Consider the following 23,383-nt stretch of genomic DNA (forward strand, 5'->3'; position numbering starts at 1 on the left):
CGCCCGCTCGCGACTGCGGGGCTCGCAAACCCGGCTCACTCCTCGCGCTCACCAACCCCGCTCCGCCAGGCGGTGCGGCACCGGGATGTCGTCCACGTTGATCCCGACCATCGCCTCGCCGAGCCCGCGCGACACCTTGGCCAGCACGTCCGGGTCGTCGTAGAAGGTGGTGGCCTTGACGATCGCGGCGGCCCGCTGCGCCGGGTTACCGGACTTGAAGATCCCGGAGCCGACGAAGACCCCCTCCGCGCCGAGCTGCATCATCATCGCCGCGTCCGCCGGGGTGGCGATGCCGCCCGCGGTGAAGAGCACCACCGGCAGCTTCCCGGTCTCGGCCACCTCCCGGACCAGCTCGTACGGCGCCTGCAACTCCTTCGCGGCGACGTACAGCTCGTCGGTGGGCAGCGAGCTGAGGCGGCGGATCTCGTCACGGATCTTGCGCATGTGCATGGTGGCGTTGGAGACGTCGCCGGTGCCGGCCTCGCCCTTGGAGCGGATCATCGCCGCTCCCTCCGTGATCCGGCGCAGCGCCTCGCCCAGGTTGGTGGCGCCACAGACGAACGGCACCGTGAAGGCCCACTTGTCGATGTGGTTGGCGTAGTCCGCCGGGGTCAGCACCTCGGACTCGTCCACGTAGTCCACGCCCAGTGCCTGGAGCACCTGCGCCTCGACGAAGTGCCCGATCCGGGCCTTGGCCATCACCGGGATGGAGACCGCGTTGATGATGCCGTCGATCATGTCCGGGTCGCTCATCCGGGAGACGCCGCCCTGGGCCCGGATGTCGGCCGGTACCCGCTCCAGCGCCATCACCGCGACCGCACCGGCGTCCTCGGCGATCTTCGCCTGCTCGGGGGTGACCACGTCCATGATCACGCCGCCCTTGAGCATCTCGGCCATACCCCGCTTGACCCGCGCGGTGCCGACCACTCCGGTGGCGCTGACGGTCTGCTCTCCGGCCGCGGTCGGCTGGTCGGAACCGGACTGGGCGGTGGATTCGGACACGGCGTTCTCGCTCCTCGACAGTGGTTCGGACGGGTGAATTCGCACTCGATGCTACGCGGAGTGCAACGCCGGGCCGACAGCCAATCAGACCCCGGGTGGCCTGCCCTGTGGCCCAGCTCACCCGCCCGCCGGGGAGGGGCCGGTCAGCCGACCGAGAGCTCCGGACGGCTGCTCAGGGTCGGGTCGTCGATGTCGAAATAGCGCGGCCGCTCGTGCTTGCGGGCCATCCGGAACAGCCGTACGACGGGGCGGCGCCGCAGGGACAGCGCGTCGCGTACCAGGTCGGTGTGCACCTGACGGGCCAGCGCGAGCCGCCGGCTGGCGCCGATCACCGCTGCCGCAACCGGCTCCTCCGGGTCCAGCGGGCTGGACCGCAGTTGCCGGGTCAGGTCGTTCTCGGCGGCCTCCCGCTCGTCACCCTCGGCGTCCAGCGCGATCCGGGACGCCGCGTACAGCTCCAGCGCGTACCGCTCCTCGGCCAACACCGCGGCGGCCGCTGCCCGGCGGAGCAGGTGCGCGTCCAGCGCGCGGGTCGCCGACCGCACCCGGAGGTGCATCCGGTCGACCCGGGCCGCGATCCAGATCAGGTACGCCGTCACCAGGACGACCGCCACGGCGACGCCCACCACCCACCACATGCCCGGCATCGTAGTGCGGCCCCACTTCCGTCTCCCCCTGCACGTCACTGTCCCGGCCGGGGTCGCGATCCGGCCAACCGCCCCGAGCCGCACGTGATCCGGCCGACCGGGCCCGGACGGGACGATCCGGCCAACCCGCCCGACCGGCACGGCGGTGCCGAACCGCGCATCCGCCCCGCACCGCACCCGACCGGCTCGGCGCGGCCGGTTCCCGGCTCAGGCCGGCCCGATCCACTCCTCGTCCAGCACCCGACCGTCGGTTGCCTCGATCGCCGTGGCATACACCTCGAGAACCCGGCGGGCGACGGTCGGCCAGTCGAAGGCCTCGACCACCTCCCGGGCGCAGGCCGACAGCTCGGTCCGGCGTACCGGGTCGTCGAGCAGGCGGGACAGGGTACGCCGCAGCGCCGTCGCGTCCCCGGTCGGGAAGAGCTCCCCGGCCCGCCCCCCGTCCAACACCCGACGGAAGGCATCCAGATCGCTCGCCACCACCGTCGCACCGGCGGCCATCGCCTCGGTCAGGATCATCCCGAACGATTCGCCGCCGATGTTCGGCGCGACGTAGAGGTGCACGCTGCGAAACATGCGCGCCTTGTCCGGTTCGGAGACCTGACCGAGAAAGGTGATCCGGTCCCGCAGCCCCTCCGGTACGCCCTCGTGCAGCTCGGCCACGTCTCCCGGGCCGGCGACCAGCAGCCGCAGCCCCGGGCGCTCGGACGCCAGCCCGACGAATGCCTCCCGGAGCACCGCGAAGCCCTTCCGGGGTTCGGTGAACCGGCCGAGGAAACCCAGCGTGCCGCCCTCGCCCGGTCCGCACGGCCCCGGCCACCCGGGCAGCGGCTCCGCGTCGGCGAACTTCGCCACCGCCACCCCGTTGGGGATCTCCACCGCGCCACCGCCGAGATGCTCGACCTGGACCTTGCGGGCCAGCGCGCTCACCGCGATCCGGGCGGTGATCCGCTCCATGACGAGTTGCAGCACCCCCTGCGCGGCGGCGAGCGCCCGGGACCGGGTCATCGCGGTGTGGAAGGTGGCGACCACCGGCCCCCGGGCGGAGAGCACGGCGAGCAGCGAGAGGCTGAGCGCGAAGGGCTCGTGCACGTGCAGCACGTCGAACCGGCCCCGGGCCAGCCAGCGCCGGACCCGGGTGGTGGAGACCGGCCCGAAGCTGATCCGGGCGACTGACCCGTTGTACGGGAACGGCACCGACCGGCCGGCCGACACCACGTACGGCGGCAGCGGCGAGTCCTCGTCCGCCGGTGCCAGCACGCTCACCTCGTGGCCGAGCCCGATCAGCGCCTCGGCGAGGTCGATCACGTGGTTCTGCACCCCGCCGGGGACGTCGAAGGAGTACGGACACACGATGCCGATCCGCACTGTGCCTCCCCCTCAGGCCGGCTCGGAGATCGACGGGGTGCCGTCCGCTGTCCCCGGCCCCGCCCCGGCGGTCCTGGCCGGCTCGTCGATCCACACCCGTTGCAGCATGTGCCAGTCTTCCGGACGCTGCGCGATGCCCTCGGCCAAGTGGTCGGCGATCCGCTGGGTCAGCGCCCGGACCCGCTGGTCGAGCGGGCCGGCATCCGGTGCCGGCACCTCCAGCGGCCCGATCAGCCGGCCCCGTGGACCGGCCGGGTCGTACCAGAGCGCCGCCACGTAGAGCGGGGCGCCGGTCCGGACGGCCAGCAGTGCCGGGCCGGCCGGCATCCGGGCCCGGCCGCCGAAGAACCGCACCTGCACACCGCGCGCCGACAGATCCCGGTCGGCGAGCAGCGGGACCAGGTAGCCGGCGGCGACCCGCTCGACCAGCACGTCGAAGGGTGCCCGGGCGCCGCCGTGGGTGGGCAGGATCTCCATGCCGAGCCGCCGCCGGAAGTCGAGGAAGCGCTCGAACACGCCCTCCGGCTTGAGCCGCTCCATCACGGTGGCGATCGGCCAGCCGTTCGCGGCCACCCAGGCGCCCGCGGCGTCCCAGTTGCCGGAGTGCGGCAGTGCCACCACCGCGCCCCGGCCGGCCGCCATGTCGGCGGCGAGCAGCTCCTCGCCGTCGAGCCGGAAGTCGTCGCGAAGCTGCTCCCGGCTGCGGGACGGCAGCCGGAACACGTCGAGCCAGTAGCGGGCGTACGAGCGCATGCCCCGGCGGACCAACTCCTCCAGGGCGGGCTCCGGCAGCTCCGGGCCGACCACCCGGCGCAGGTTACCGGCGAGCCGGAGCGTTCCCGGGCCACGCCTGCGGTACGCCTGGTCGGCGGCGGCCCGGAACAGCGCCGCCGCGGCCGGCCGGGGCAGCGCGCGCACCGCCCGCCAGCCGGCGAGGTAGGCGAACTCGACCGGGGTCACCGGCCGGCCCGCCGCACTCTCACGCTGCCACCCGCCCGGTCACGCGTCCACGCCCGTCTCGGCGCGCTGCGCCTGCCGCCAGACGTGCGTCATCCGCTGCCCGACGGTGAAGACCGAGACGGCGGCGAGCAGCCAGAGTGCGGTGACCAGCGCCCAGTCCAGCCCGAGGCCGGTGAGCAGCCCGCCGACCCCGACGATGAGCAGCCGCTCGGTCCGCTCGGCGATCCCGACGTTGCAGGTCATCCCGAGCCCCTCGGCCCGGGCCTTGACGTACGAGACGAGACTACCGGCGACCAGGCAGATCAGCGCGGCGGCGACCCCGACCCGGTCGTCCTGGGTGGCCAGCCAGTACGCGACGGCGCCGAAGACCGCGCCGTCGGAGACCCGATCCATGCTCGAGTCGAGGAACGCGCCAAACCGGCTCGACCCGCCGCGCATCCGGGCCATCGTGCCGTCGAGCAGGTCGGTGAGGGCGAAGAAGGTCACCACGAGCGCCCCGGCCACCAGGTAACCCCGGGCACCGAGCACGATCGATCCGACCACCACGCCGAGCGTCCCGGTCACGGTGACGGCGTTGGGCGTCACCCCGACCCGCAGCAGGGTCCGGGCGATCGGTTCGACGATGCGGGTCATGCCGGCCCGGGCCGACACCTGGAAGATCTTCGCCATGGCCGTCCCACCATAACGGGCCGCGAACGGCGGCGGTACGCCCGGTGGCGCCTAGTTCACGCCGCAGGCTTGTGTCACGACTTGTACGGGTGTGAGATCGGAGCAGGGGACGTGACGTCGCTCACCTGTCACCCGGCACGTCTCCGGCAGCACGGCAGGCCACCCGAGGATATCGCCGCGGAGTCGCCAGGGCAGCTCCCCCGTCGCGCGCGGCGGTCGCCACCAACCACCGGCTTAGGGAGGTGCGCCCCGATGGCGCAGAAGAGTCAGGAGAAAGGGGTCACCGGCCCGGCGCCGGTGGTGGATGAGCCCGGCAGGGTTCGCAACGTGGTGCTCGTCGGCCACTCCGGGGCGGGAAAGACGACCCTGGTCGACGCCCTGCTGGCGGCGACCGGCACGATCTCGCGGCCCGGTGCGGTGACCGAGGGCACCACGGTGTGCGACCACGACCCGGCGGCGGTACGCCAGCAGCGCTCGATCAGCCTGGCCTGCGCGCCGCTCCAGCACAACAACGTCAAGGTCAACCTGCTGGACACCCCCGGCTACGCGGACTTCGTCGGCGAACTCCGGGCCGGGCTGCGCGCGGCGGACGCCGCACTCTTCGTCGTCTCGGCGGTGGACGGGATGGACGGGGCGACCGCCGCGCTCTGGCAGGAGTGCGCCGCCGTCGGGATGCCCCGGGCCGTCGCGGTCACCCGGCTGGACCACCAGCGGGCCGACCTCGACGAGACGGTGGCGCTCTGCCAGCGGGTCTTCGGCGACAACGTACTCCCGCTCTACCTGCCGATGCTGGACGACGAGGGCGTCGACGTGGTCGGCCTGATGGGCCTGATCACCCGCCGGGTCTTCGACTACTCCGCCGGGCTGCCGGCGGCGGTCCGCGACCCGGATCCGGAGCACCTGCCGGCGATCGGCGACGCCCGCAACGAGTTGATCGAGGGCATCATCGCGGAGAGCGAGGACGAAACCCTGCTGGACCGCTACCTCGGCGGCGAGGAGATCGAGGTGCAGGTCCTGATCGACGACCTGGAGAAGGCCGTCGCCCGGGGGCACTTCTATCCGGTGGTGCCGGTCTGCGCCGAGACCGGGCTCGGCATCGACGCCCTGCTGGAGCTGCTGACCTCGGCATTCCCGACCCCGCTGGAGCACGACCTGCCCACCGTCACCGGCGTCGACGGCTCGCCGCAGCCGCCGCTGAGCTGCGACCCGGACGGCCCGCTGGTGGCCGAGGTCGTCAAGACCACCATCGACCGGCACGTCGGCCGGGTCTCCCTGGTCCGGGTCTTCTCCGGCACGCTCCGACCCGACCAGATCGTGCACGTCTCCGGGCACGGCATGGCCGAGCGCGGCCATCCGGACCACGACGCCGACGAGCGGATCGCGCACATCTACTCCCCGCTCGGCGCCGCGCTGCGCGAGGTGCCGTACTGCGTGGCCGGCGACATCTGTGCGATCACCAAGTCGGGTACGGCGGAGACCGGCGACACCATCTCGGCCAAGGACCACCCGCTGCTGATCGAGCCCTGGGAGATGCCCGAGCCGCTGCTGCCGGTGGCGATCGTCGCAAAGAGCCGGGCCGACGAGGACGCGCTGGCCAAGAACCTGGCCCGGCTGGTCGCCGGTGACCCGACGATGCGGCTGGAACGCAACCCGGAGACCCATCAACTGGTGCTCTGGTGCATGGGCGAGGCGCACGCCGAGGTGGTGCTCGACCGGCTCCGCGGCGGCGGGGTGGACCTGGAGACCGAGCCGGTCCGGGTGGCGCTGCGCGAGACCTTCGCGGTGGCCTCGAAGGGGCACGGCCGGCACGTGAAGCAGTCCGGCGGGCACGGCCAGTACGCGGTCTGCGACATCGAGGTGGAACCGCTGCCCCGGGGCGAGGGGTTCGAGTTCGCCGACCGGGTGGTCGGCGGCGCCGTGCCGCACAACTACATCCCGTCGGTGGAGAAGGGGGTACGCACCCAGATGGGCCGGGGCATCGTCGCCGGCTATCCGGTGGTGGACCTGAAGGTGACCCTGGTGGACGGCAAGGCGCACAGCGTCGACTCGTCCGACGCCGCCTTCCAGACCGCCGGCTCGCTGGCGCTGCGCGACGCGGCGGAGAAGGGGCAGGTCACGCTCCTGGAGCCGGTGGACGAGGTGGTGGTACGGGTGCCCGATGCCAACGTCGGCGCGGTGATGAGCGACATGTCCGGGCGGCGGGGCCGGGTGCTCGGCACCGAGCCGGACCCGGCCGGCGGCGACCACACCCTGGTCCGGGCCGAGGTGCCGGCGACCGAACTGATCCGGTACGCCGTCGAACTGCGCTCGATGACCGCCGGCGGGGGCACCTTCCGGCGCTCCTTCGTCCGGTACGAGCCGATGCCGGCGCACCTGGCTGACCAGTTCCGCAAGGAGCACAGCGCGTCCGGCCGGTGACCGCCCGAGGTGCCCTCCCGCGTCGCCGGGGAGGGCACCTCCGCGTCACAGCTTGCCGAGCAGGCGTTCCACCTCGGCAACCTGGTCGGCCGGGAGCGGCCCGTGTGCCAGCGCGCCGGCGTTCTCCTCCACCTGGGCGACGGTCCGGAAGCCGGGGATCGGCACGGTCCGATCGCTGCGCGCCCAGAGCCAGCCGAGCGCGCCCTGGGCCAGGGTACGGCCGTCCGAGGCGAGCACGTCCCGGACGGCGGCCACCCGGGCCAGGAACTCCGGGGCCGGCCGCCCGTCCCGGAACCAGTCCAGCCAGGCCGGGGCGATCCCGCGTACGTCGTCGGCGGCCAGTGTGGACGACTCGGTGAACTTGCCGGAGAGCAGCCCCATCGCCAGCGGCCCCCGGTTGACGCTGGCCAGGTCGTACCGCTCGCAGACGGCGAGCACCTCCGGCGAGTCCTGTAGCACCGAGAAGGAGTGCTGCACGGCGGTGCAGTGGGTGCCGTCGGCGCCCCAGGAGGCGGCCCGGTCGGGCAGGTCGGTGCTCCAGCCGTACGACCGGATCCGGCCCTCGGCGACCAGTTCCTCCAGGGTGCCGAGCAGGTCGGCCGCCCGGTCGACCGGGAGGTCGCCGAGGTGCAACTGGTAGAGGTCGATCCGGTCGGTCTCCAGCCGGCGCAGCGAGGCGGCGACCGCCTTGCGCAGGTAGCCCGCCGACCCGTCCGCCCCGGTGAGTTGCCGGGTCGCCTCGTCGTAGGTGTTGCCCCACTTGGTGGCGATCACCACCTCGTCCCGGTGCCCGACCAGGGCGCGGGCCAGGATCCGTTCGCTGTGCCCGGTGCCGTAGACGTCGGCGGTGTCGAAGAACGTGACACCGAGGTCGAGGCCGCGCCGGATCGCCCGGACCGACTCGTCGTCGTCCACCTGCCCCCAGCCGAGCGGCTGGTCACCCTGGTGCCATACGCCCCCGATGGCCCAGCAGCCGAGGCCGAGCGTGCTCACCTCGATGCCACTGCGCCCCAACACGCGCGTGTTCGCATTCATGACGGCAAGGGTTCCACATCGGGCCGGACGGGTGGAGCCGCCGACAATCCGCTGGACTCCACCCAGGACGCTGCCGATCATCGGTGCATGAAGATCGGAATAGACATCGGTGGAGTCGTCGTCCAGCAGGTGGACCGGCTCTATCCGGCGGACCAGACGATTGGTGCGGAGCCGATATCCGCCGACCTGCCGGGAGGCCCGGAGACCGAGGACACCGCGCTGCTCGCGGACTTCCGGCGTACGCCGCCGATGCCGGGGGCGTTCGAGGCGGTGGCCGCGCTGGTGGCCGAGATGTTCGGCGAGCACGTGTACCTGGTGTCCAAGTGCGGTGAACGGGTCGAACGGCGTACCCGGCTGTGGCTGGACCACCACGACTTCTATCCGCGTACCGGGGTCCGGCCCGAGAATGTGCACTTCTGCCGTACCCGGCAGGGCAAGGCGCCGATCGCCGCCGTGCTGGGTCTGACGCACTTCGTCGACGACCGGCTGGAGGTGCTCTCCTATCTGGAGACCGTGCCGCACCGCTACCTCTTCCGACCCAGGGAACCCGAGGTACGCAGCCACCGCTCCCACCTGGCGGCGGTTCGCCGGGTCGAGTCCTGGCCGGAACTGATGGCACTGATCGGCGGTGCCGATCAGACAGGTGTTCGAATATCCTGACGGTGGGTATCCGGCCGGTGAGGAGGTCGGGATGACACCGCTGCTGCGCGCCGCCCTGGAGTACGCCGCCGCCGGCGTACCCGTGCTGCCCCTGCACTCCCCGACCGCGACCGGCTGTAGTTGCCGCCGGCCCGACTGCGACCGCCCGGGCAAGCATCCCCGCTGGCACCGCAGCCTGCTCCGGCACGGCCTGCACGACGCCAGCACCCGGCCGGAGGTGATCCGGCAGTGGTGGACCCGCTGGCCGGCAGCCAACCTGGCACTGCGTACCGGTGACCGGTTCGACGTCTGCGACGTCGACCCGCCGGACGGCGTCGCCGCGCTGCGCGCCCTGGTCCGGGAGCGCCGGATCACCGGACCGGTGGTCCGGACCGGCTCCGGCGGCTGGCACCTCTACCTGCGCCCGACCGGCGCCGGCAACCGGACCGGGCTGCTGCCCGGCGTCGACTGGCGCGGAGCCGGCGGCTACGTCGTCGCCCCGCCGTCCCGGCACGCCAGCGGCCGGGACTACCGCTGGATCCGCCCGCCGGACGTCCCGCTCGTCGACTGCCCGCCGGAGCTGACCGAGCTGCTCTTTCCACCCGCGCCTCCGCCCCGTGCCGTGACCGGCGGCGCCGACCGGGTACGCCACCTCGACCGGTACGCCAGCGCCGCGCTCGCCGCCGAGGCCAGCACCGTCGCCGGTGCGGTGACCGGTACCCGCAACACCACGCTCTACCGGGCGGCCTACCACCTCGGGCAGCTCGCCGCGCTGGATCTGCTCGACGACCACGACATCACCGCCGTACTGGCTGACGCCGCTGCCCGCAGCGGACTCGGCCGGTACGAGACCGCCCGGACGATCCGGTCCGGGCTGCGTACCGGCCACCGGCATCCCCGGCACGGCCTCGCCGCCTAGCAGCGCCGCCGGCCGTCCATCCGGCCCGACCGGACACCGGCTTCGACCGGACGCCCGGCCCGACCGCGCCCCTGCCCGTCGGCGCACCGCCCCAGACGGCTGCCCGTCGGCGGCCGGCAGGTGTCTGCTGGGAAGACTGTCGAGCTGCCCCGCTTGTGCGCCCACCCCGCCATCCGGCACCGTCCCGGTCGTCGCGCCGCATCCTCGGCAGGAACCGCGACCGCGACACAGCCGCACCGGCGACGTCGCTCCTTCGGAACCGCGCCCCGTCTGTGCACCCAGCTCGACAGCGTGCGCAGCGGCTACCTCCCCGCGGGCCGCCCGGACCGCTCCCGCGCTGGGCGGCGGCGAACGAAGGGATGGCCGGCGGCGGAACATTCCCGCCGGGTCAGTCAGCCGGCGAGGGCGGGACGAGCAGCCGATGGGACCGGTCTAGGGCGAGCCGGACCGAGTCGGTGGCGTCAGGGTGCCAGCCGCGGGCGAGGCCGGCTCTGACCAGCCGCTCGACCAGGCCGGGCCGGACCGGTGTCAGCGCCGGTTCGGCGGGCTCGTCGGCGGTGGAGCCGAGCCGGAGCCAGCCGTCCTCGAAGGGCACCCGGACCTCCAGCGGGCGGCCGCGACCGGACCGGGCCCACCAGATCCGCACCACGACATGCCCCGGGCCTGCCCCAGCCACCACCCACAGGTAGTCGACGCCGTCGACCCGGATCCTCCGCTTCCGCCGACCGGCCACCGCCGAAGCCTACCGACGGGGCAACGGCGGCTCTTCGCCCCGCGTTCACCTGGGCGCCGGCTGCCGCTCGTCCACCCGTGCAACCTTCCGAGCCGGCAAGTCAGACAGCAACGGAGAGACGATGCCCTCGAAGAAGACATACGCGACGCTGGCCGCGGTGGCCGTCGCCGCCGGCACCATCGTCGTCACCGGTAGCGGTGTGGCCGGCGCGGACACGGCGACCACCGGCCGGCACCGGCCGGAGCCGCGCCTGGTGTTCGACCGGACCGCCACCTACCCCGTGTTCCAGAACCGGCCAGCGGGCGAGGACCCGACCACCCCGACCGTAGCGGAGATCTCGACGGTCAGCGCGGACGGCCGGACCCTGATCTACACCGACGCGCTGGCCCGGCGGATCGGTTTCCTGGACATCGGCGACGCCGGCCGGCCACGCGGGCTGGGTACGTTGTCGCTGACCGAGTTGGGCGACGCGGAGGACGAACCGACCTCGGTCTCGGTGGTCGGCGGGTACGTGCTGGTGGTGGTGAACACCAGCGCCAGCCACACCGACCCGTCCGGCCGGCTCGACGTGATCCGGCTGGCCGACCGGCGCCGGGTGGCCAGTTTCGACCTCGGCGGCCAGCCCGACTCGATCGCGATCAGCGCCGACCAGCGGTACGCGGCGATCGCGATCGAGAACGAGCGGGACGAGGAGGCGACCCCGGCCGGTGGCGAGGAGGGTGACCTGCCGCAGGCGCCCGCCGGCTTCGTACAGCTCGTCGACCTGGCGGGGACGTCACCGGCCGGGTGGCGTACCCGGAAGGTGGCCCTGACCGGTCCGGGCGGCAGCGCGCTGCCGGCCCTGGTGGCCGCCGGCCTGACCGGGCCGACCGACCCCGAGCCGGAGTACGTCTCGATCAACCGGCGCAACCAGCTCGCCGTGACGCTCCAGGAGAACAACGGCATCGTCCTGGTGGACCTGCCGACCGGGCGGATCGACCGGGTGTTCGGCGCCGGCACCGCGTCGGTGACCGGCATCGACACCGACAACGACGGCGCGATCGACCCGGCCGGTTCGATCGAGGACCTGCCCCGGGAGCCGGACGCGGTCGCCTGGATCGACGACCGCTACCTGGCGACCGCCAACGAGGGCGACTGGCGGGGCGGCACCCGTGGCTGGTCGGTCCTCGACAGCCGGACCGGCAGGGTGGCCTGGGACGCCGGCAACGGCTTCGAGCAGCTCGCCATCACCCACGGCCTGGCCAACGAGGACCGGGCCGACAACAAGGGCACCGAGCCGGAGGGCGTGGCGATCGCCGAGTACCACGGCACCCGGTACGCCTTCGTCGGCTCCGAGCGGAGCAACTTCGTCGCCGTCTACGATCTGAGCCGGCCCACCTCGCCGCAGTTCCGGCAGGTGCTGCCGGCAACCAACGGGCCGGAGGGGCTGTTGCCGATCCCCGGCCGTGACCTGCTGGCGATCTCCAGCGAGGAGGACGACGCCTCGGTCGGGGTACGCGCCTCGGTGACCCTCTACCGGCTGGGCCGGGGCACTCCGGCCTTCCCGAGCATCGTCTCCGAGCCGTCCCGCCGGGGTGCCGCGCCGATCGGCTGGGGTGCGCTCGGCGCGCTGTCGGCGGTACCCGGGAAGCCGCACCTGCTCTACAGCGTGACCGACGCGGCGTTCTCGCCGAGCCGGATCCTCACCATCGACCCGACCCTGACACCGGCGGTGATCACCGGATCGTTGACCGTGCAGGGCGCCGACGGCAGCCCGGTCGGCTACGACGCCGAGGGGATCTTCGCCCGGCCGCAGGGCGGATTCTGGCTCGCCGTCGAGGGGGCCACCGGGGCCGGCAACCAGCTCGTCCGCCTCGACGCGGCCGGGGTGACCCGGCAGGTCGTGCCGGTGCCGGCGGAGGTCGCGGCGGGCCTGGCCAAGCAGGGCTTCGAGGGGGTCACCGCCAGCACCGACCGGCGCGGCCGGGAGGTCGTCTGGGCGGCGCTGCAACGCGAGGTGGCCGGCGACCCGGCCGGGGTGGTCCGGCTCGGCCGGTACGACGTCGCGGCCGGCACCTGGAGCTGGTTCGGCTACCGGCTCGGCACCACCGGTACTCCGGGGGATTGGATCGGGCTCTCCGAGGTCACCGTGGTCGGCGACCGGCTCGCGGTGATCGAGCGGGACAAGCTGAACGGCCCGGCCGCGAAGCTGAAGCGGATCTACACCGTGGAGCTGCCGGACGCTGCCGCCGGGCCGGGCCCGCTGCGGGTGCTGCCGAAGACCCTGGCCCACGACGTGCTGCCCGACCTGCGCGCCAGCAACGGCTGGACCCAGGAGAAGCTGGAGGGGCTGACCGTGGCCGGCGACGGCCAGGTCTACGCGGTCACCGACAACGATGCCGTGCAGGACGCCACGGGCGAGACGGTCTTCCTCCGGCTCGGTAGCGAGAAGGCGGTCTTCACGCGGCGGTGACCTCGACGTACTCCTCGGGGGAGACGGCCGGCGGACCTGGCGGGTCCGCCGGCCGTCCGCGTCTCAGCCGACCGGCGCGGACCAGGCGGTGGCGAGCAGGGTACGGGTGTCGGCGAGCAACTGCGGTAGCACCTTGGTCCGGGCGATCACCGGCATGAAGTTGGCGTCCCCGCCCCACCTCGGCACCACGTGCTGGTGCAGGTGGGCGGCGATGCCGGCGCCGGCCACCCCACCCTGGTTCATCCCGATGTTGAAGCCGTGCGCGTTGCTGACCCGCCGGACCACCCGCATCGCCGCCTGGGTGCAGTCGGCCAGCTCGGCCGTCTCCCCGGCGTCCAGCTCCGTGTAGTCGGCGACGTGCCTATACGGGCAGACCAGCAGGTGCCCGGGGTTGTACGGATAGAGGTTGAGCACCACGAAGACCAGCTCGCCCCGGTGCACCACGAGGTTCTCCTCGCCCTCCCGCTCCGGGGCGAGGCAGAACGGGCAGCCGGCCGGCTTCTCGTGCCCCTCCCCCGGCCGGTCCGGACCGGAGATGTAGGTCATCCGGTGCGGGGTCCAGAGCCGATCGAGCCCGTCGGGCATGCCGAGTTCCGCGTGGGGCGCCGCGCCTGTCACGCCGACGATCCTACGACCAGCGCAACCGGCCCGACCGACCCGGACCGTCGCAGTGCCTCCCGCTAGGCGACCGGCTCCGCGCTCGGCCCGGTGTTGACCCGGGACCGGACCACCTCCACGACGTGCGCCACCGCCTCCGCGAGCGGTACGCCGTTGCGCTGCGAACCGTCCCGGTAGCGGAACGAGACTGCCCCGGCGTCCACGTCGGCGTCCCCGGCGATCGCCATGAACGGGATCTTCTGCTGCTGGGCGGTACGGATCTTCTTCTGCATCCGGTCGTCCGAGGTGTCCACCTCGGCGCGGATCCCCTCGGCCCGCAGCGCGGCGACGAACCCGTGCAGGTGGGTGGCGTGCTCCTCCCGGATCGGGATGCCGACCACCTGCACCGGGGCCAGCCAGGCCGGGAAGGCCCCGGCGTAGTGCTCGGTGAGCACCCCGAAGAACCGCTCGATCGAGCCGAAGAGCGCCCGGTGGATCATCACCGGCCGCTGCCGGGTGCCGTCCGCGGCCTGGTATTCCAGGCCGAACCGCTCGGGCTGGTTGAAGTCGACCTGGATGGTGGACATCTGCCAGGTACGCCCGATGGCGTCCTTGGCCTGCACGCTGATCTTCGGCCCGTAGAAGGCCGCGCCGCCCGGATCCGGCACCAGGTCGAGCCCGGACGCCTCGGCGGCGGTACGCAGCGCCTCGGTCGCCTCCGCCCAGTCCTCGGCCGAGCCGATGAACTTCGGCGAGTCGTCCCGGGTCGACAGCTCCAGGTAGAAGTCGTCCAGGCCGTAGTCGCGGAGCAGGTCGAGGACGAACGCCAGCAGCGTGGTCAGCTCGCCCGGCATCTGCTCCCGGGTGCAGTAGATGTGCGAGTCGTCCTGGGTCAGCCCGCGTACCCGGGTCAGCCCGTGCACCACGCCGGACTTCTCGTACCGGTAGACGGTGCCGAACTCGAAGAGCCGCAGCGGCAGCTCCCGGTACGACCGCCCGCGCGCCCGGAAGATCAGGTTGTGCATCGGGCAGTTCATCGCCTTGAGGTAATATTCCGCGCCCTCGAACCTCATCGGCGGGAACATGGTGTCGGCGTAGTACGGCAGGTGCCCGGAGGTCTCGAAGAGCTGCGCCTTGGTGATGTGCGGGCTGTTCACGAACTCGTAGCCGGCCGCCTCGTGCCGCCGCCGCGAGTAGTCCTCCAGCTCCCGCCGGATGATCCCGCCCTTGGGGTGGAAGACCGCCAGGCCGGAGCCGATCTCGTCGGGGAAGCTGAACAGGTCCAGCTCGGCGCCGAGCTTGCGGTGGTCGCGCCGGGCCGCCTCCTCCAGCACCTTCAGGTACGCCTTGAGCGCGTCCCGGGTCGGCCAGGCGGTGCCGTACACCCGCTGGAGTTGCGGGTTGCGCTCGTTGCCCCGCCAGTACGCGGCGGCCGAGCGCATCAGCTTGAACGCGCCGATCAGCCGGGTGCTGGGCAGGTGCGGCCCCCGGCACAGGTCGGACCAGCAGACCTTGCCGCTCTCGGCGTCCAGGTTGTCGTAGATGGTGAGGTCGCCGGCACCGACCTCCATCACCTCGCCCGCGTCGAGACCAGTTCCGCCACCCTCGGTCCCCGCGCCCTTGACCTCGATCAACTCAAGCTTGTACGGCTCGTCGGCCAGCTCGGTCCGGGCCGCGTCGAGGCTGTCGAAGCGGCGCCGCCGGAACCGCTGGCCGGACTTGACGATCTCCTGCATCCGCTTCTCCAGCCGATCGAGATCCTCCGGCTGGAACGGGCGGTCGACGTCGAAGTCGTAGTAGAAGCCGTTGTCGATCGGCGGACCGATCCCGAGCTTCGCCTCCGGGAAGGTGTCCTGGACGGCCTGGGCCAGCACGTGCGCGGTCGAGTGGCGCAGCACGTTGAGCCCGTCCGGCGAGTCCAGCCGTACCGGCTCGACCACGGTCTCCGCCTCGGGCGCCCAGTCCAGGTCGCGGAGCTGGCCCTCCGGGTCGCGGACCACCACGATCGCCCCGGGGCCGGCGTGCGGCAGGCCCGCCGCGGCCACCGCCTCGGCCGCCGTCGTCCCGGCCGGGACGACGACGGGGTCGGCACCGACAGGGGTACGGGCTTGGGACACGGTGGCTCCTTACGATCTTGGACGAATCGGACGTCGCCGACGGGATCGGCTGCCAAGATGCTATCGGTCCTGCGTTTTCCTCCTGCCGGCGCCGCTACCTCGGCGTTAGATTGACGCCGTGGCACCCGTGGACGCCGTGAGCGCACTACAGCGTAGATACCAGACCTTCTTCGGCACCGGGCCGGGCGTACCGTTCGCGGTGGCACCGGCCGGCGGCCCGGTGCGGACCTTCGGCACCGGCGAACCGCAGTTCACCATCGTGGTGAAGGACGACCGGGGCGCCAAGGCGCTGGCCGCGCTCGACCAGTTCGCCGTGGCCGTGGCCTACCTGCAAGGTTCGCTGGACGTCGAGGGCGACCTCGCGGCGGCGCTGCGGATGCGGTCGTTCTTCACCGACCGGCATCCGATCGCCTTCCTCGGCCGGTTCGTGCCGGCGCTGCTGCGCGGGCGCCGGGAGGACGACCGGCGCTCCATCTCGCACCACTACGACGAGGACTCCGACTTCTTCCTGACCTTCCTCGACCACCGGCACCGCTGCTACACCGAGGGGGTCTTCGCCTCCGACGACGAGCCGCTGGAAGACGCGATGACCCGCAAGATGGACCTGGCGCTGGAGGCGATCGGGGTCCGCCCCGGCGACCACGTACTGGAGGTCGGCGGCGGCTGGGGCGCGTTCAGCGAGCACGCCGCCCGCAAGGGGGTACGGGTCACCACCACCACGCTGTCGGTGGAGTCGGAGCGGTTCCTCACCGACCTGTTCGACCGCGAGCGGCTGCCGGTGCGAGTGGTCCGGGAGCACATCTTCGGCTACTCCCCCGGCGAGCGCTTCGACGCGATCGTCAACATGGGGGTCACCGAGCACCTGCCCGACTACCGGACGACGCTGCGCAAGTACGCCGAACTGCTCCGCCCGGGCGGCCGGGTCTACCTGGACGCGCTGGCGATGCGCCGCAAGCATATCGTCTCCACTTTCATGAAGCGGTACGTCTATCCGGGCGGCTCGGCCCCGCTGCTGCTGCACCAGTATCTGCGGCACGTGGCGCACTCGCCGTTCGAGCTGCTCAACCTGGTCGACGACCGGCACAACTACTACCTGACCTGCCGGGAGTGGGCCCGCCGGCTGGACGGTGCCCGGGACGAGATCGTGCGCCGCTGGGGCGAGCCGCTGTACCGGCGGTTCCGGCTCTTCCTCTGGGGTTCGGCGGCCGGCTTCGACACCGGGATGGTCCAGGCGTACCGCTGGGTGCTGCAACTGCCGCCGGCTCGCTGAGCCTGGGACCGGGCAGCGGTAGCCCCGGTCCGTTATCGGATCGTTATTGCAGGCCGGATGCCCGTGGGAGCGCTCCCGGTAGGGTCGGGCACGAGCCGATAACGACGGTCATCGATCGCCGCGGTCACCGTACGGCGGGGAGCGGCGCCGGACGTGCGGAACCTGCCGCCGGAAGGACCTCCCGTGCGTACCCGACCCACCGCCGCACTGCTCACCGCCGCCCTGCTGACCCTGGTCGGCGTCGGTGTCGGCGTTCCCGCCCCGCCGGCCGCGAGCGCCGCCGCGCTGCCCTACCAGGACCCGGCGCTGCCGGTCGCCACCCGGGTGGACGACCTGCTCGCCCGGATGAGTCTGGACGAGAAGATCGGCCAGATGACCCAGGCCGAGCGGGCCTCGGTCACCCCGGCCGACATCACGAACTACCGGCTCGGCTCGGTACTCTCCGGCGGCGGCTCCGCGCCGACCCCGAACAACGCCGCGAGCTGGGCCGACATGTACGACCGGTTCGCCAACGCCGCCCTCGGCACCCCGCTGGGCATCCCGATGATCTACGGCTCGGACGCCGTGCACGGGCACAACAACGTCGTCGGCGCGACGATCTTCCCGCACAACATCGGCCTCGGCGCCACCCGCGACCCGGAACTGGTCCGGCGGATCGGCCGGGCCACCGCCGAGGAGGTCACCGGCACCGGGGTGAACTGGACCTTCGCCCCCTGCCTCTGCGTGGTCCGCAACGACCGCTGGGGCCGCTCCTACGAGTCGTTCGGCGAGGACCCGGCGCTGGTCAGCTCGATGACCAGCGTGATCGACGGCCTCCAGGGCGCCTCGCTGGCCGGCCCGGCGTCGGTACTGGCCACCGCCAAGCACTACCTCGGGGACGGCGGCACCACGAACGGCACCGACCAGGGCGACACCCAGCTCTCCGAGGCCGAGTTGCGGGCCGTGCACCTGCCGCCGTTCGCCGAGGCGGTCCGCCAGGGCGTCGGCTCGGTGATGATCTCGTACAGCAGTTGGAACGGGCAGAAGCTGCACGGGCACGACTACCTGATCAACGGCCTGCTCAAGGGCGAACTCGGCTTCGGCGGCTTCGTGGTCTCCGACTGGAACGGCATCGACCAGCTCGACGGCGCCACCGGGTTCACCGCGGCCGAGGTACGCCAGGCGGTCAACGCCGGCATCGACATGGTGATGGTCCCGACCGGCTGGCGGCAGTTCATCGGCCACCTGCGCGCCGAGGTGCAGGCCGGCCGGGTCGGCCAGGCCCGGATCGACGACGCCAACCGGCGGATCCTGACCAAGAAGTTCGAGCTGGGCCTCTTCGAGCGGCCACTGGCCGACCGGTCGTACACCTCGACCGTGGGCAGCGCGGCGCACCGGACGCTGGCCCGGGAGGCGGTGGCCGCCTCGCAGGTGCTGCTGAAGAACGACGGCGGCATCCTGCCGCTGGCCACCGCGAACAACCGGATCTTCGTGGCCGGCAAGAGCGCCGACAACATCGGGTACGCCAGCGGCGGCTGGACCGTCTCCTGGCAGGGCGGCAGCGGGGCGATCACCCCCGGCACCAGCATCCTGCAGGGGATCCGGAACGCGGTCGCCTCCTCCAGCACGGTCACCTACCAGGCCAGCGGCACCGGCATCGACAGCTCGTACCGGGCCGCGATCGCGGTGCTCGGCGAGACGCCGTACGCGGAGGGGCGCGGGGACCGGCCGAGCGGGATGGGACTGGACGGCACCGACCTGGCCACCCTGGACCGGCTGCGCGCCTCCGGGGTACCGGTGATCGTGGTGCTGGTCTCCGGCCGGCCGCTGGACATCGCCGCCCAGTTGCCGAACTGGCGCGCCCTGCTCGCCGCCTGGCTGCCCGGCACCGAGGGCGCCGGAGTGGCCGACGTGCTGTTCGGGGTACGCCCACCCACCGGCAGGCTGCCGGTGAGCTGGATGAGCAGCGCCAGCCAGCAGCCGATCAACGACGGCGACGGCAAGACGCCACTCTTCCCGTACGGCTACGGACTCGGCTACTCCTGACCTGGAGGTTCGCAATCCGGGCGGACCGGGGCACCGGCCGCCGATTCACCCGACTTGCCATGGGCAGTACGGTCATCACGTGGCCACCGTCCTCCTGGTCGAAGACGACCATGTCGTACGCGGCGCCATGCTGCGCTCCCTGGCCGACCGCGGGCACGCGGTGCACGCGGTCGGTACGGCGCTCGATGCGCTGCGCCGGGTCGCCGCGGAAACCCCCGACCTGGTCGTACTCGACCTCGGGCTGCCCGACCTGGACGGCGCCGACGCGCTGCGGATGCTGCGCGGCATCACCGACGTACCGATCATCATCGCCACCGCCCGGGACGACGAGCAGGCGATCGTCCGGCTACTCCGGGCCGGCGCCGACGACTACATGGTCAAACCGTTCACCGGCGCCCATCTGGACGCCCGGATCACCACGGTGCTCCGCCGGGTCGGCCGGGCGAGCCGGACGGTCGAGCCGGCCGTACACTCCGTCGGCGGGCTGCGGATCGACGTCGGCGAACGGAGTGCACACCTCGACGGGGTGCCCCTGGCGCTGACCCGCAAGGAGTTCGACCTGCTGGCCTATCTCGCGGCGCGGCCCGGCCGGGTAGTGTCCCGCCGGGAACTGTTGGAGGAGGTATGGCGGCAGCCATCGGTCGGCGAGGATCAGACCATCGACGTGCATCTGTATTGGCTCCGCCGCAAAATGGGCGAGTCCGCGGCGAAGCCCCGCTACCTGCGCACCGTGCGGGGGGTCGGGTTCCGGTTGGTGGTACCGGACTGAGGTTGGCGCTGGCCTACCTCGGGGCCGGCATGACCACCATCGTCGCGCTCGCCTTCCTGATCCCGCTCGGCACGGCGCTGCAACGCGACGCCCGCGAGGACGCGCTCGGCGAGGCTGCCCGGCGCAGCGCGGCGGTCACCGGCGCGCTGGCCGTCACCGCCGATCCGGCGGCGCTGCGCCGGGTCGTCGAGTCGACCGCCGGCAACACCGGCAGTGCACCGGTCGTGCACGGCCTGTCGCTCGGCGGCGACCCCCGGGCCGCCGCCGGTGACGTCGACCGGGCGATCCGGACCGGCACACCGGTCGTCGCCGAGGTCTCCGGTGGCGTGGTCCGGCTCGAACCGGTCCCGGTCGCCGGCCGGGTGCTGGTGGTCGAGGTCTTCGTCTCCGAGGCGGCGCTGAACGCCGGTACCGGCGGCACCTGGCTGATGCTGATTCTGGTGGCGGTCGGCCTGGTGATCGCCTCGGTGATCGTGGTGGACCGGCTCGCGGGCAAGGCTGTCGCCTCGGCCCGGGGGCTGGTGCAGGCGGCGCTGGCCGTCGGCGACGGCGACCTGGAGGTACGGATCCAGCCGAGCGGGCCCCGCGAACTGGCCGAGGCCGGGTACGCCTTCAACCGGATGGCCGACCGGCTGGTCACCTCCCGCACCGACGAACGGGAACTCGTCGCCGACCTGTCGCACCGGCTGCGTACCCCGCTGACCGTGCTGCGGCTCGACGCCGACGCGCTCGACTCCGACGACACCAGCGTCGGCTCGTTCAGCGCGGCCGAGCTGGACCGGCGCCGGACGATCCGGCGGATCCGGCAGGCGATCGTGACGCTGGAAGGCGAGATCGACGTACTGATCAACACGACCCGGAAGACGGTCGCCCAGGAGGCCGCGCCGGGGAGCTGTGACGTCAGCGAGGTGGTTCGGGACCGGATGGTCTTCTGGTCGGCGCTGGCCGGCGACCAGAACCGGTCGCACCGGGTCATCGGCGCGCACACCCGGATCCCGGTGCCGGTGCCCCGGGCGGAGCTGGCCGCCGCGCTGGACGCGGTGCTGGGCAACGTCTTCCGGTACACCCCGCAGGGCACCGCGTTCGAGGTCGCGGTCACCCGCCGGGACGGCTACATCGCGGTCCGGGTGGACGACGCCGGGCCCGGCATCGCCGACCCGGACCGGGCGCTGCGCCGGGGGGCCAGCGACCGTGGCTCCACCGGGCTCGGCCTGGACATCGCCCGCCGGGTGGCCCAGCAGGCGAACGGCTCGGTCAGCATCGACCGGGCCCGGCTCGGTGGGGCGAGCGTGGTCATGCTGCTGGCCGACCCGGACGCCGCGCCCCGGCAGGTGAGCCGGTTCGGGCTGGTCGGCCGGCTGGCCCGGGAGAAGGACGCGGTCACCCGCCGCCGCTGGTCCCGACCGCGCTCCTCCGGCGACTGAGCGGCACCCGCCCGACGCTGACCGGCAGCCCGCCGACGTTGAGCGGCCATCCGGCCGGGAAGCTGCGCGTCCGGCCGGATCCGGCGTGCCCGCACCGAGTTTCTGGTTCCGCGCAAGTCTTCCTTAGGTCTGGATTAACGCCCGTCCGAGTGCCCTGCGGCGGTGGCAACATCAAACGCGATCCCATCCCGCTCCACCGGGCCACTACCCGCAGATGTTTGCCCCAACCCGGCCCGTGGAGCCTGGCGCGCGGCGGAAGCACGGTCCCCCACACCTGGTTTCCGTCGCGCGCCGATCAGCACGGCTGAGGTCGGGCCGGCGTACCGCCGCGACGCGCGGGGACGTACCGGTCGATCCCGGCCCCATGATCGCTGACCCGGCGCGGCCGCCCGCAGCACCCCGCGCCGGGTCAGCCTGTCTCCGCCGGCCGAACGGGTCAGGACCGATGTGCGACCAGGTAGGCGTCGATCTCGGCAATCAGCTTGTCCCGCTCCGGCGGCGCCAGGAACGAGGCGGTGACGGCGTTGCGGGCCAGCCCGGCCAGCCCGGCGGCGTCGAGGTCGAGCAGTCGGGCGGCGACCGCGTACTCGTCGTTGAGGGTGGTGCCGAACATCGGCGGGTCGTCGGAGTTGACCGTCACCAGCACGCCGGCCTCGACGAGCCGGGGCAGCGGGTGCTCCTCGATCGAGCCGACCGCCCGGGTCCGGACATTGGAGGTCGGGCAGACCTCCAACGGGATCTGCCGCTGGGCCAGGTGCTCCAGCAGCGCCGGATCCTGGGCCGCCGAGATGCCGTGCCCGATCCGTTCCGCGCCCAGTTCGCGCAGCGCGTCCCAGATGGTCCCCGGCCCGGTGGTCTCGCCGGCGTGCGGTACGGAGCGCAGCCCGGCCGCCCGGGCCTGGTCGAAGTAGGGCTTGAACTGCGGCCGGGGCACGCCCACCTCCGGACCGCCGAGCCCGAAGCTGACCAGCCCGTCCGGCCGCTCGTCGAGGGCGATCCGCAGGGTCTGCTCGGCCGCCGGCAGCCCCGCCTCGCCGGGGATGTCGAAGCACCAGCGCAGCGAGACCCCGAGTTCGGTCTCGGCGGCCCGCCGGGCATCCTCGATCGCCTCGCAGAACGCCGGGGCGGGAATCCCCCGGTGCACGTGCGAGTACGGCGTGACCGTCAGCTCCGCGTACCGGACCTGCTGGCGGGCGAGTTCCCGGGCCACCTCGAAGGTCAGCAGCCGGACGTCCGCCGGGTCCCGGATCAGGTCGACCACGCTCAGGTAGATCTCGATGAAGTGGGCGAAGTCGCGGAACTCGAAGTAGGCGGCGAGGGCGTCCGGATCCGCCGGCACCCGGGTCCGGCCCTCGTGCCGGGCGGCCAACTCCGCCACGATGCGCGGCAGCGCGGAGCCGACGTGGTGCACGTGCAGCTCCACCTTGGGCAGTCCGGCGATGAAGGCCGAGAGGTCGGTCACGAAAACTCCCTACTGACGTGCGCCGGTACGGGCGACGAAGAAGACGCGGTGGAACGGAAACTGCACCAACCCGTGCCGGACCGGGTACGCCTCGACCAGCCGCTCGTTCAGTGCGGCCCGGAAGTCGTCCCAGGCCGTACCCGCGCCGCCCAGCACGGCCCGGACCGGACGCAGCGCCGTCCCCTCCATCCAGCTCAGCACCGGATGGTCGGCGGCGCCGGAGGTGGCCGGGAGCAGGTGCACGTAGGTAGTTTCCCAGGCGTCGACGGCGCAGTTCGCACCGGTCAGCAGGTCGGCGTAGCCTGCCGCGTCGGAGACCGGCGCGGCCCGGAGCAGGTCGGCGACCAGGTGCCGCCAGCGCGGGGCTTCGGCCACCTCCCGCAGCGCGCGGTGCGAGGCGGCGTCGAAGTTACCCGGCACCTGGACCGCGAGCCAGCAGCCGGCGGTCAGCTCGCGGGCCCAGCGCAGCAGCAACTCCTCGTGCCCGGGCACCCACTGCAACACGGCGTTGGAGACCACCACGTCGACCTCGGGCCCGGGCGACCAGGTCCGGGCGTCGGCCACCGCGAACTCGACCCCGGATCCGCCGTTCGCAGCGGCCGGCGCACCGACCCGGGTGGCGGCGGCGATCATCTCCGGTGACGAGTCGAGCCCGACGACCCGGGCGGTCGGCCAGCGGGCCGGCAGGGTCGCGGTCAGGTGGCCGGGACCGCAGCCCAGGTCGACCACCGTCCGGGGTCGCTCGGCGGCGACCCGGGCGAGCAGGTCGTGGAAGGGCCGCGAGCGTTCGTCGCCGTACCGGAGATAGCTGGCCGGATCCCACATGACTGTCCTCCAAAACCGTACGTACGTCTTGTTTACCATACCGGCACAGCGC

Annotated in this window: 19 protein-coding genes; 8 read left to right on the forward strand and 11 right to left on the reverse strand. The window is 72.9% G+C overall.

Annotation, left to right across the window (positions count from 1 at the left end; all coding sequences use genetic code 11):
• Positions 1-48 precede the first annotated feature (48 nt).
• The 5 genes from pdxS to pgsA form a co-directional block, all read right to left on the reverse strand.
• Entirely contained in the window at positions 49-927 is an 879-nt protein-coding gene (gene pdxS / locus AAH979_RS31170) for a pyridoxal 5'-phosphate synthase lyase subunit PdxS (protein ID WP_346261784.1), read from the reverse strand.
• 218 nt (positions 928-1,145) lie between these two features.
• Positions 1,146-1,649: a hypothetical protein gene (locus AAH979_RS31175; RefSeq protein ID WP_346261715.1), complete on the reverse strand. Its 504-nt coding sequence runs from the start codon at positions 1,647-1,649 to the stop codon at positions 1,146-1,148.
• A 207-nt stretch (positions 1,650-1,856) separates the two neighbouring features.
• Entirely contained in the window at positions 1,857-3,017 is a 1,161-nt protein-coding gene (locus tag AAH979_RS31180) for a glycosyltransferase family 4 protein (protein ID WP_346261716.1), read from the reverse strand.
• Between the two features lie 12 nt (positions 3,018-3,029).
• Positions 3,030-3,977: a phosphatidylinositol mannoside acyltransferase gene (locus AAH979_RS31185; RefSeq protein ID WP_346261717.1), complete on the reverse strand. Its 948-nt coding sequence runs from the start codon at positions 3,975-3,977 to the stop codon at positions 3,030-3,032.
• A gap of 39 nt (positions 3,978-4,016) precedes the next feature.
• Entirely contained in the window at positions 4,017-4,646 is a 630-nt protein-coding gene (gene pgsA, locus AAH979_RS31190) for a phosphatidylinositol phosphate synthase (RefSeq protein ID WP_318397319.1), read from the reverse strand.
• Positions 4,647-4,898: 252 nt separating this feature from the next.
• On the opposite strand from pgsA, the gene AAH979_RS31195 reads away from it, so the two are divergent.
• Positions 4,899-7,064, forward strand: a complete 2,166-nt coding sequence (locus AAH979_RS31195; protein ID WP_346261718.1) for an elongation factor G-like protein EF-G2 — start codon at positions 4,899-4,901, stop codon at positions 7,062-7,064.
• 45 nt (positions 7,065-7,109) lie between these two features.
• On the opposite strand, the gene AAH979_RS31200 is transcribed toward AAH979_RS31195, so the two are convergent.
• A complete protein-coding gene (locus AAH979_RS31200; RefSeq protein ID WP_346261719.1) occupies positions 7,110-8,099 on the reverse strand; it encodes an aldo/keto reductase in 990 nt (329 codons plus the stop codon).
• Between the two features lie 87 nt (positions 8,100-8,186).
• On the opposite strand from AAH979_RS31200, the gene AAH979_RS31205 reads away from it, so the two are divergent.
• Together AAH979_RS31205 and AAH979_RS31210 are read left to right on the forward strand one after the other, a co-directional pair.
• A complete protein-coding gene (locus AAH979_RS31205; protein ID WP_346261720.1) occupies positions 8,187-8,759 on the forward strand; it encodes a hypothetical protein in 573 nt (190 codons plus the stop codon).
• A 31-nt stretch (positions 8,760-8,790) separates the two neighbouring features.
• Positions 8,791-9,657, forward strand: coding sequence for a bifunctional DNA primase/polymerase (locus AAH979_RS31210; RefSeq protein ID WP_346261721.1), 867 nt, complete (start codon positions 8,791-8,793; stop codon positions 9,655-9,657).
• Between the two features lie 388 nt (positions 9,658-10,045).
• Here the strand turns inward: AAH979_RS31210 and AAH979_RS31215 are convergent, their stop codons facing one another.
• Positions 10,046-10,390: a hypothetical protein gene (locus AAH979_RS31215; protein WP_346261722.1), complete on the reverse strand. Its 345-nt coding sequence runs from the start codon at positions 10,388-10,390 to the stop codon at positions 10,046-10,048.
• Positions 10,391-10,511: 121 nt separating this feature from the next.
• On the opposite strand from AAH979_RS31215, the gene AAH979_RS31220 reads away from it, so the two are divergent.
• Positions 10,512-12,842, forward strand: a complete 2,331-nt coding sequence (locus AAH979_RS31220) for an esterase-like activity of phytase family protein (RefSeq protein ID WP_346261723.1) — start codon at positions 10,512-10,514, stop codon at positions 12,840-12,842.
• A gap of 63 nt (positions 12,843-12,905) precedes the next feature.
• On the opposite strand, the gene AAH979_RS31225 is transcribed toward AAH979_RS31220, so the two are convergent.
• Positions 12,906-13,427, reverse strand: a complete 522-nt coding sequence (locus AAH979_RS31225) for an HIT domain-containing protein (protein ID WP_318397503.1) — start codon at positions 13,425-13,427, stop codon at positions 12,906-12,908.
• A gap of 95 nt (positions 13,428-13,522) precedes the next feature.
• Positions 13,523-15,556 (reverse strand): threonine--tRNA ligase, encoded by a 2,034-nt coding sequence (gene thrS / locus AAH979_RS31230; protein ID WP_346261724.1) that lies wholly within the window; start codon positions 15,554-15,556, stop codon positions 13,523-13,525.
• A gap of 118 nt (positions 15,557-15,674) precedes the next feature.
• Between thrS and AAH979_RS31235 the strand changes: the two genes are divergently transcribed.
• The 4 genes from AAH979_RS31235 to AAH979_RS31250 all read left to right on the forward strand — a co-directional run bounded on the left by AAH979_RS31235 (position 15,675) and on the right by AAH979_RS31250 (position 21,044).
• Positions 15,675-16,826, forward strand: coding sequence for a class I SAM-dependent methyltransferase (locus AAH979_RS31235; RefSeq protein ID WP_346261725.1), 1,152 nt, complete (start codon positions 15,675-15,677; stop codon positions 16,824-16,826).
• Between the two features lie 183 nt (positions 16,827-17,009).
• Positions 17,010-18,851 carry a glycoside hydrolase family 3 protein gene (locus AAH979_RS31240; RefSeq protein WP_346261726.1) on the forward strand — a complete coding sequence of 614 codons (1,842 nt, stop codon included), beginning with the start codon at positions 17,010-17,012 and terminating at the stop codon, positions 18,849-18,851.
• Positions 18,852-18,930: 79 nt separating this feature from the next.
• Positions 18,931-19,620 carry a response regulator transcription factor gene (locus AAH979_RS31245; RefSeq protein WP_101366818.1) on the forward strand — a complete coding sequence of 230 codons (690 nt, stop codon included), beginning with the start codon at positions 18,931-18,933 and terminating at the stop codon, positions 19,618-19,620.
• A gap of 29 nt (positions 19,621-19,649) precedes the next feature.
• Complete coding sequence (locus AAH979_RS31250; RefSeq protein WP_346261785.1) at positions 19,650-21,044, forward strand: HAMP domain-containing sensor histidine kinase; 1,395 nt, start codon at positions 19,650-19,652, stop codon at positions 21,042-21,044.
• Positions 21,045-21,480: 436 nt separating this feature from the next.
• Here the strand turns inward: AAH979_RS31250 and AAH979_RS31255 are convergent, their stop codons facing one another.
• Positions 21,481-22,506, reverse strand: a complete 1,026-nt coding sequence (locus tag AAH979_RS31255) for an adenosine deaminase (RefSeq protein ID WP_346261727.1) — start codon at positions 22,504-22,506, stop codon at positions 21,481-21,483.
• Between the two features lie 9 nt (positions 22,507-22,515).
• On the reverse strand, positions 22,516-23,331 hold the full coding sequence (locus tag AAH979_RS31260; protein ID WP_346261728.1) for a trans-aconitate 2-methyltransferase: 816 nt from the start codon (positions 23,329-23,331) through the stop codon (positions 22,516-22,518).
• Positions 23,332-23,383: the final 52 nt, after the last annotated feature.

Origin of the sequence: Plantactinospora sp. ZYX-F-223 (assembly GCF_039649625.1) — a bacterium.
Classification (GTDB): Bacteria; Actinomycetota; Actinomycetes; order Mycobacteriales; family Micromonosporaceae; genus Plantactinospora.

Coding starts and splice junctions, on each gene's coding strand:
- AAH979_RS31175 (WP_346261715.1), bottom strand. CDS start 1,649: ATGCCGGGCATGTGGTGGGTGGTGGGCGTCGCCGTGGCGGTCGTCCTG.
- pgsA (WP_318397319.1), bottom strand. CDS start 4,646: ATGGCGAAGATCTTCCAGGTGTCGGCCCGGGCCGGCATGACCCGCATC.
- AAH979_RS31195 (WP_346261718.1), top strand. CDS start 4,899: ATGGCGCAGAAGAGTCAGGAGAAAGGGGTCACCGGCCCGGCGCCGGTG.
- AAH979_RS31200 (WP_346261719.1), bottom strand. CDS start 8,099: ATGAATGCGAACACGCGCGTGTTGGGGCGCAGTGGCATCGAGGTGAGC.
- AAH979_RS31205 (WP_346261720.1), top strand. CDS start 8,187: ATGAAGATCGGAATAGACATCGGTGGAGTCGTCGTCCAGCAGGTGGAC.
- AAH979_RS31210 (WP_346261721.1), top strand. CDS start 8,791: ATGACACCGCTGCTGCGCGCCGCCCTGGAGTACGCCGCCGCCGGCGTA.
- AAH979_RS31220 (WP_346261723.1), top strand. CDS start 10,512: ATGCCCTCGAAGAAGACATACGCGACGCTGGCCGCGGTGGCCGTCGCC.
- AAH979_RS31225 (WP_318397503.1), bottom strand. CDS start 13,427: ATGCCCGACGGGCTCGATCGGCTCTGGACCCCGCACCGGATGACCTAC.
- AAH979_RS31250 (WP_346261785.1), top strand. CDS start 19,650: ATGACCACCATCGTCGCGCTCGCCTTCCTGATCCCGCTCGGCACGGCG.
- AAH979_RS31260 (WP_346261728.1), bottom strand. CDS start 23,331: ATGTGGGATCCGGCCAGCTATCTCCGGTACGGCGACGAACGCTCGCGG.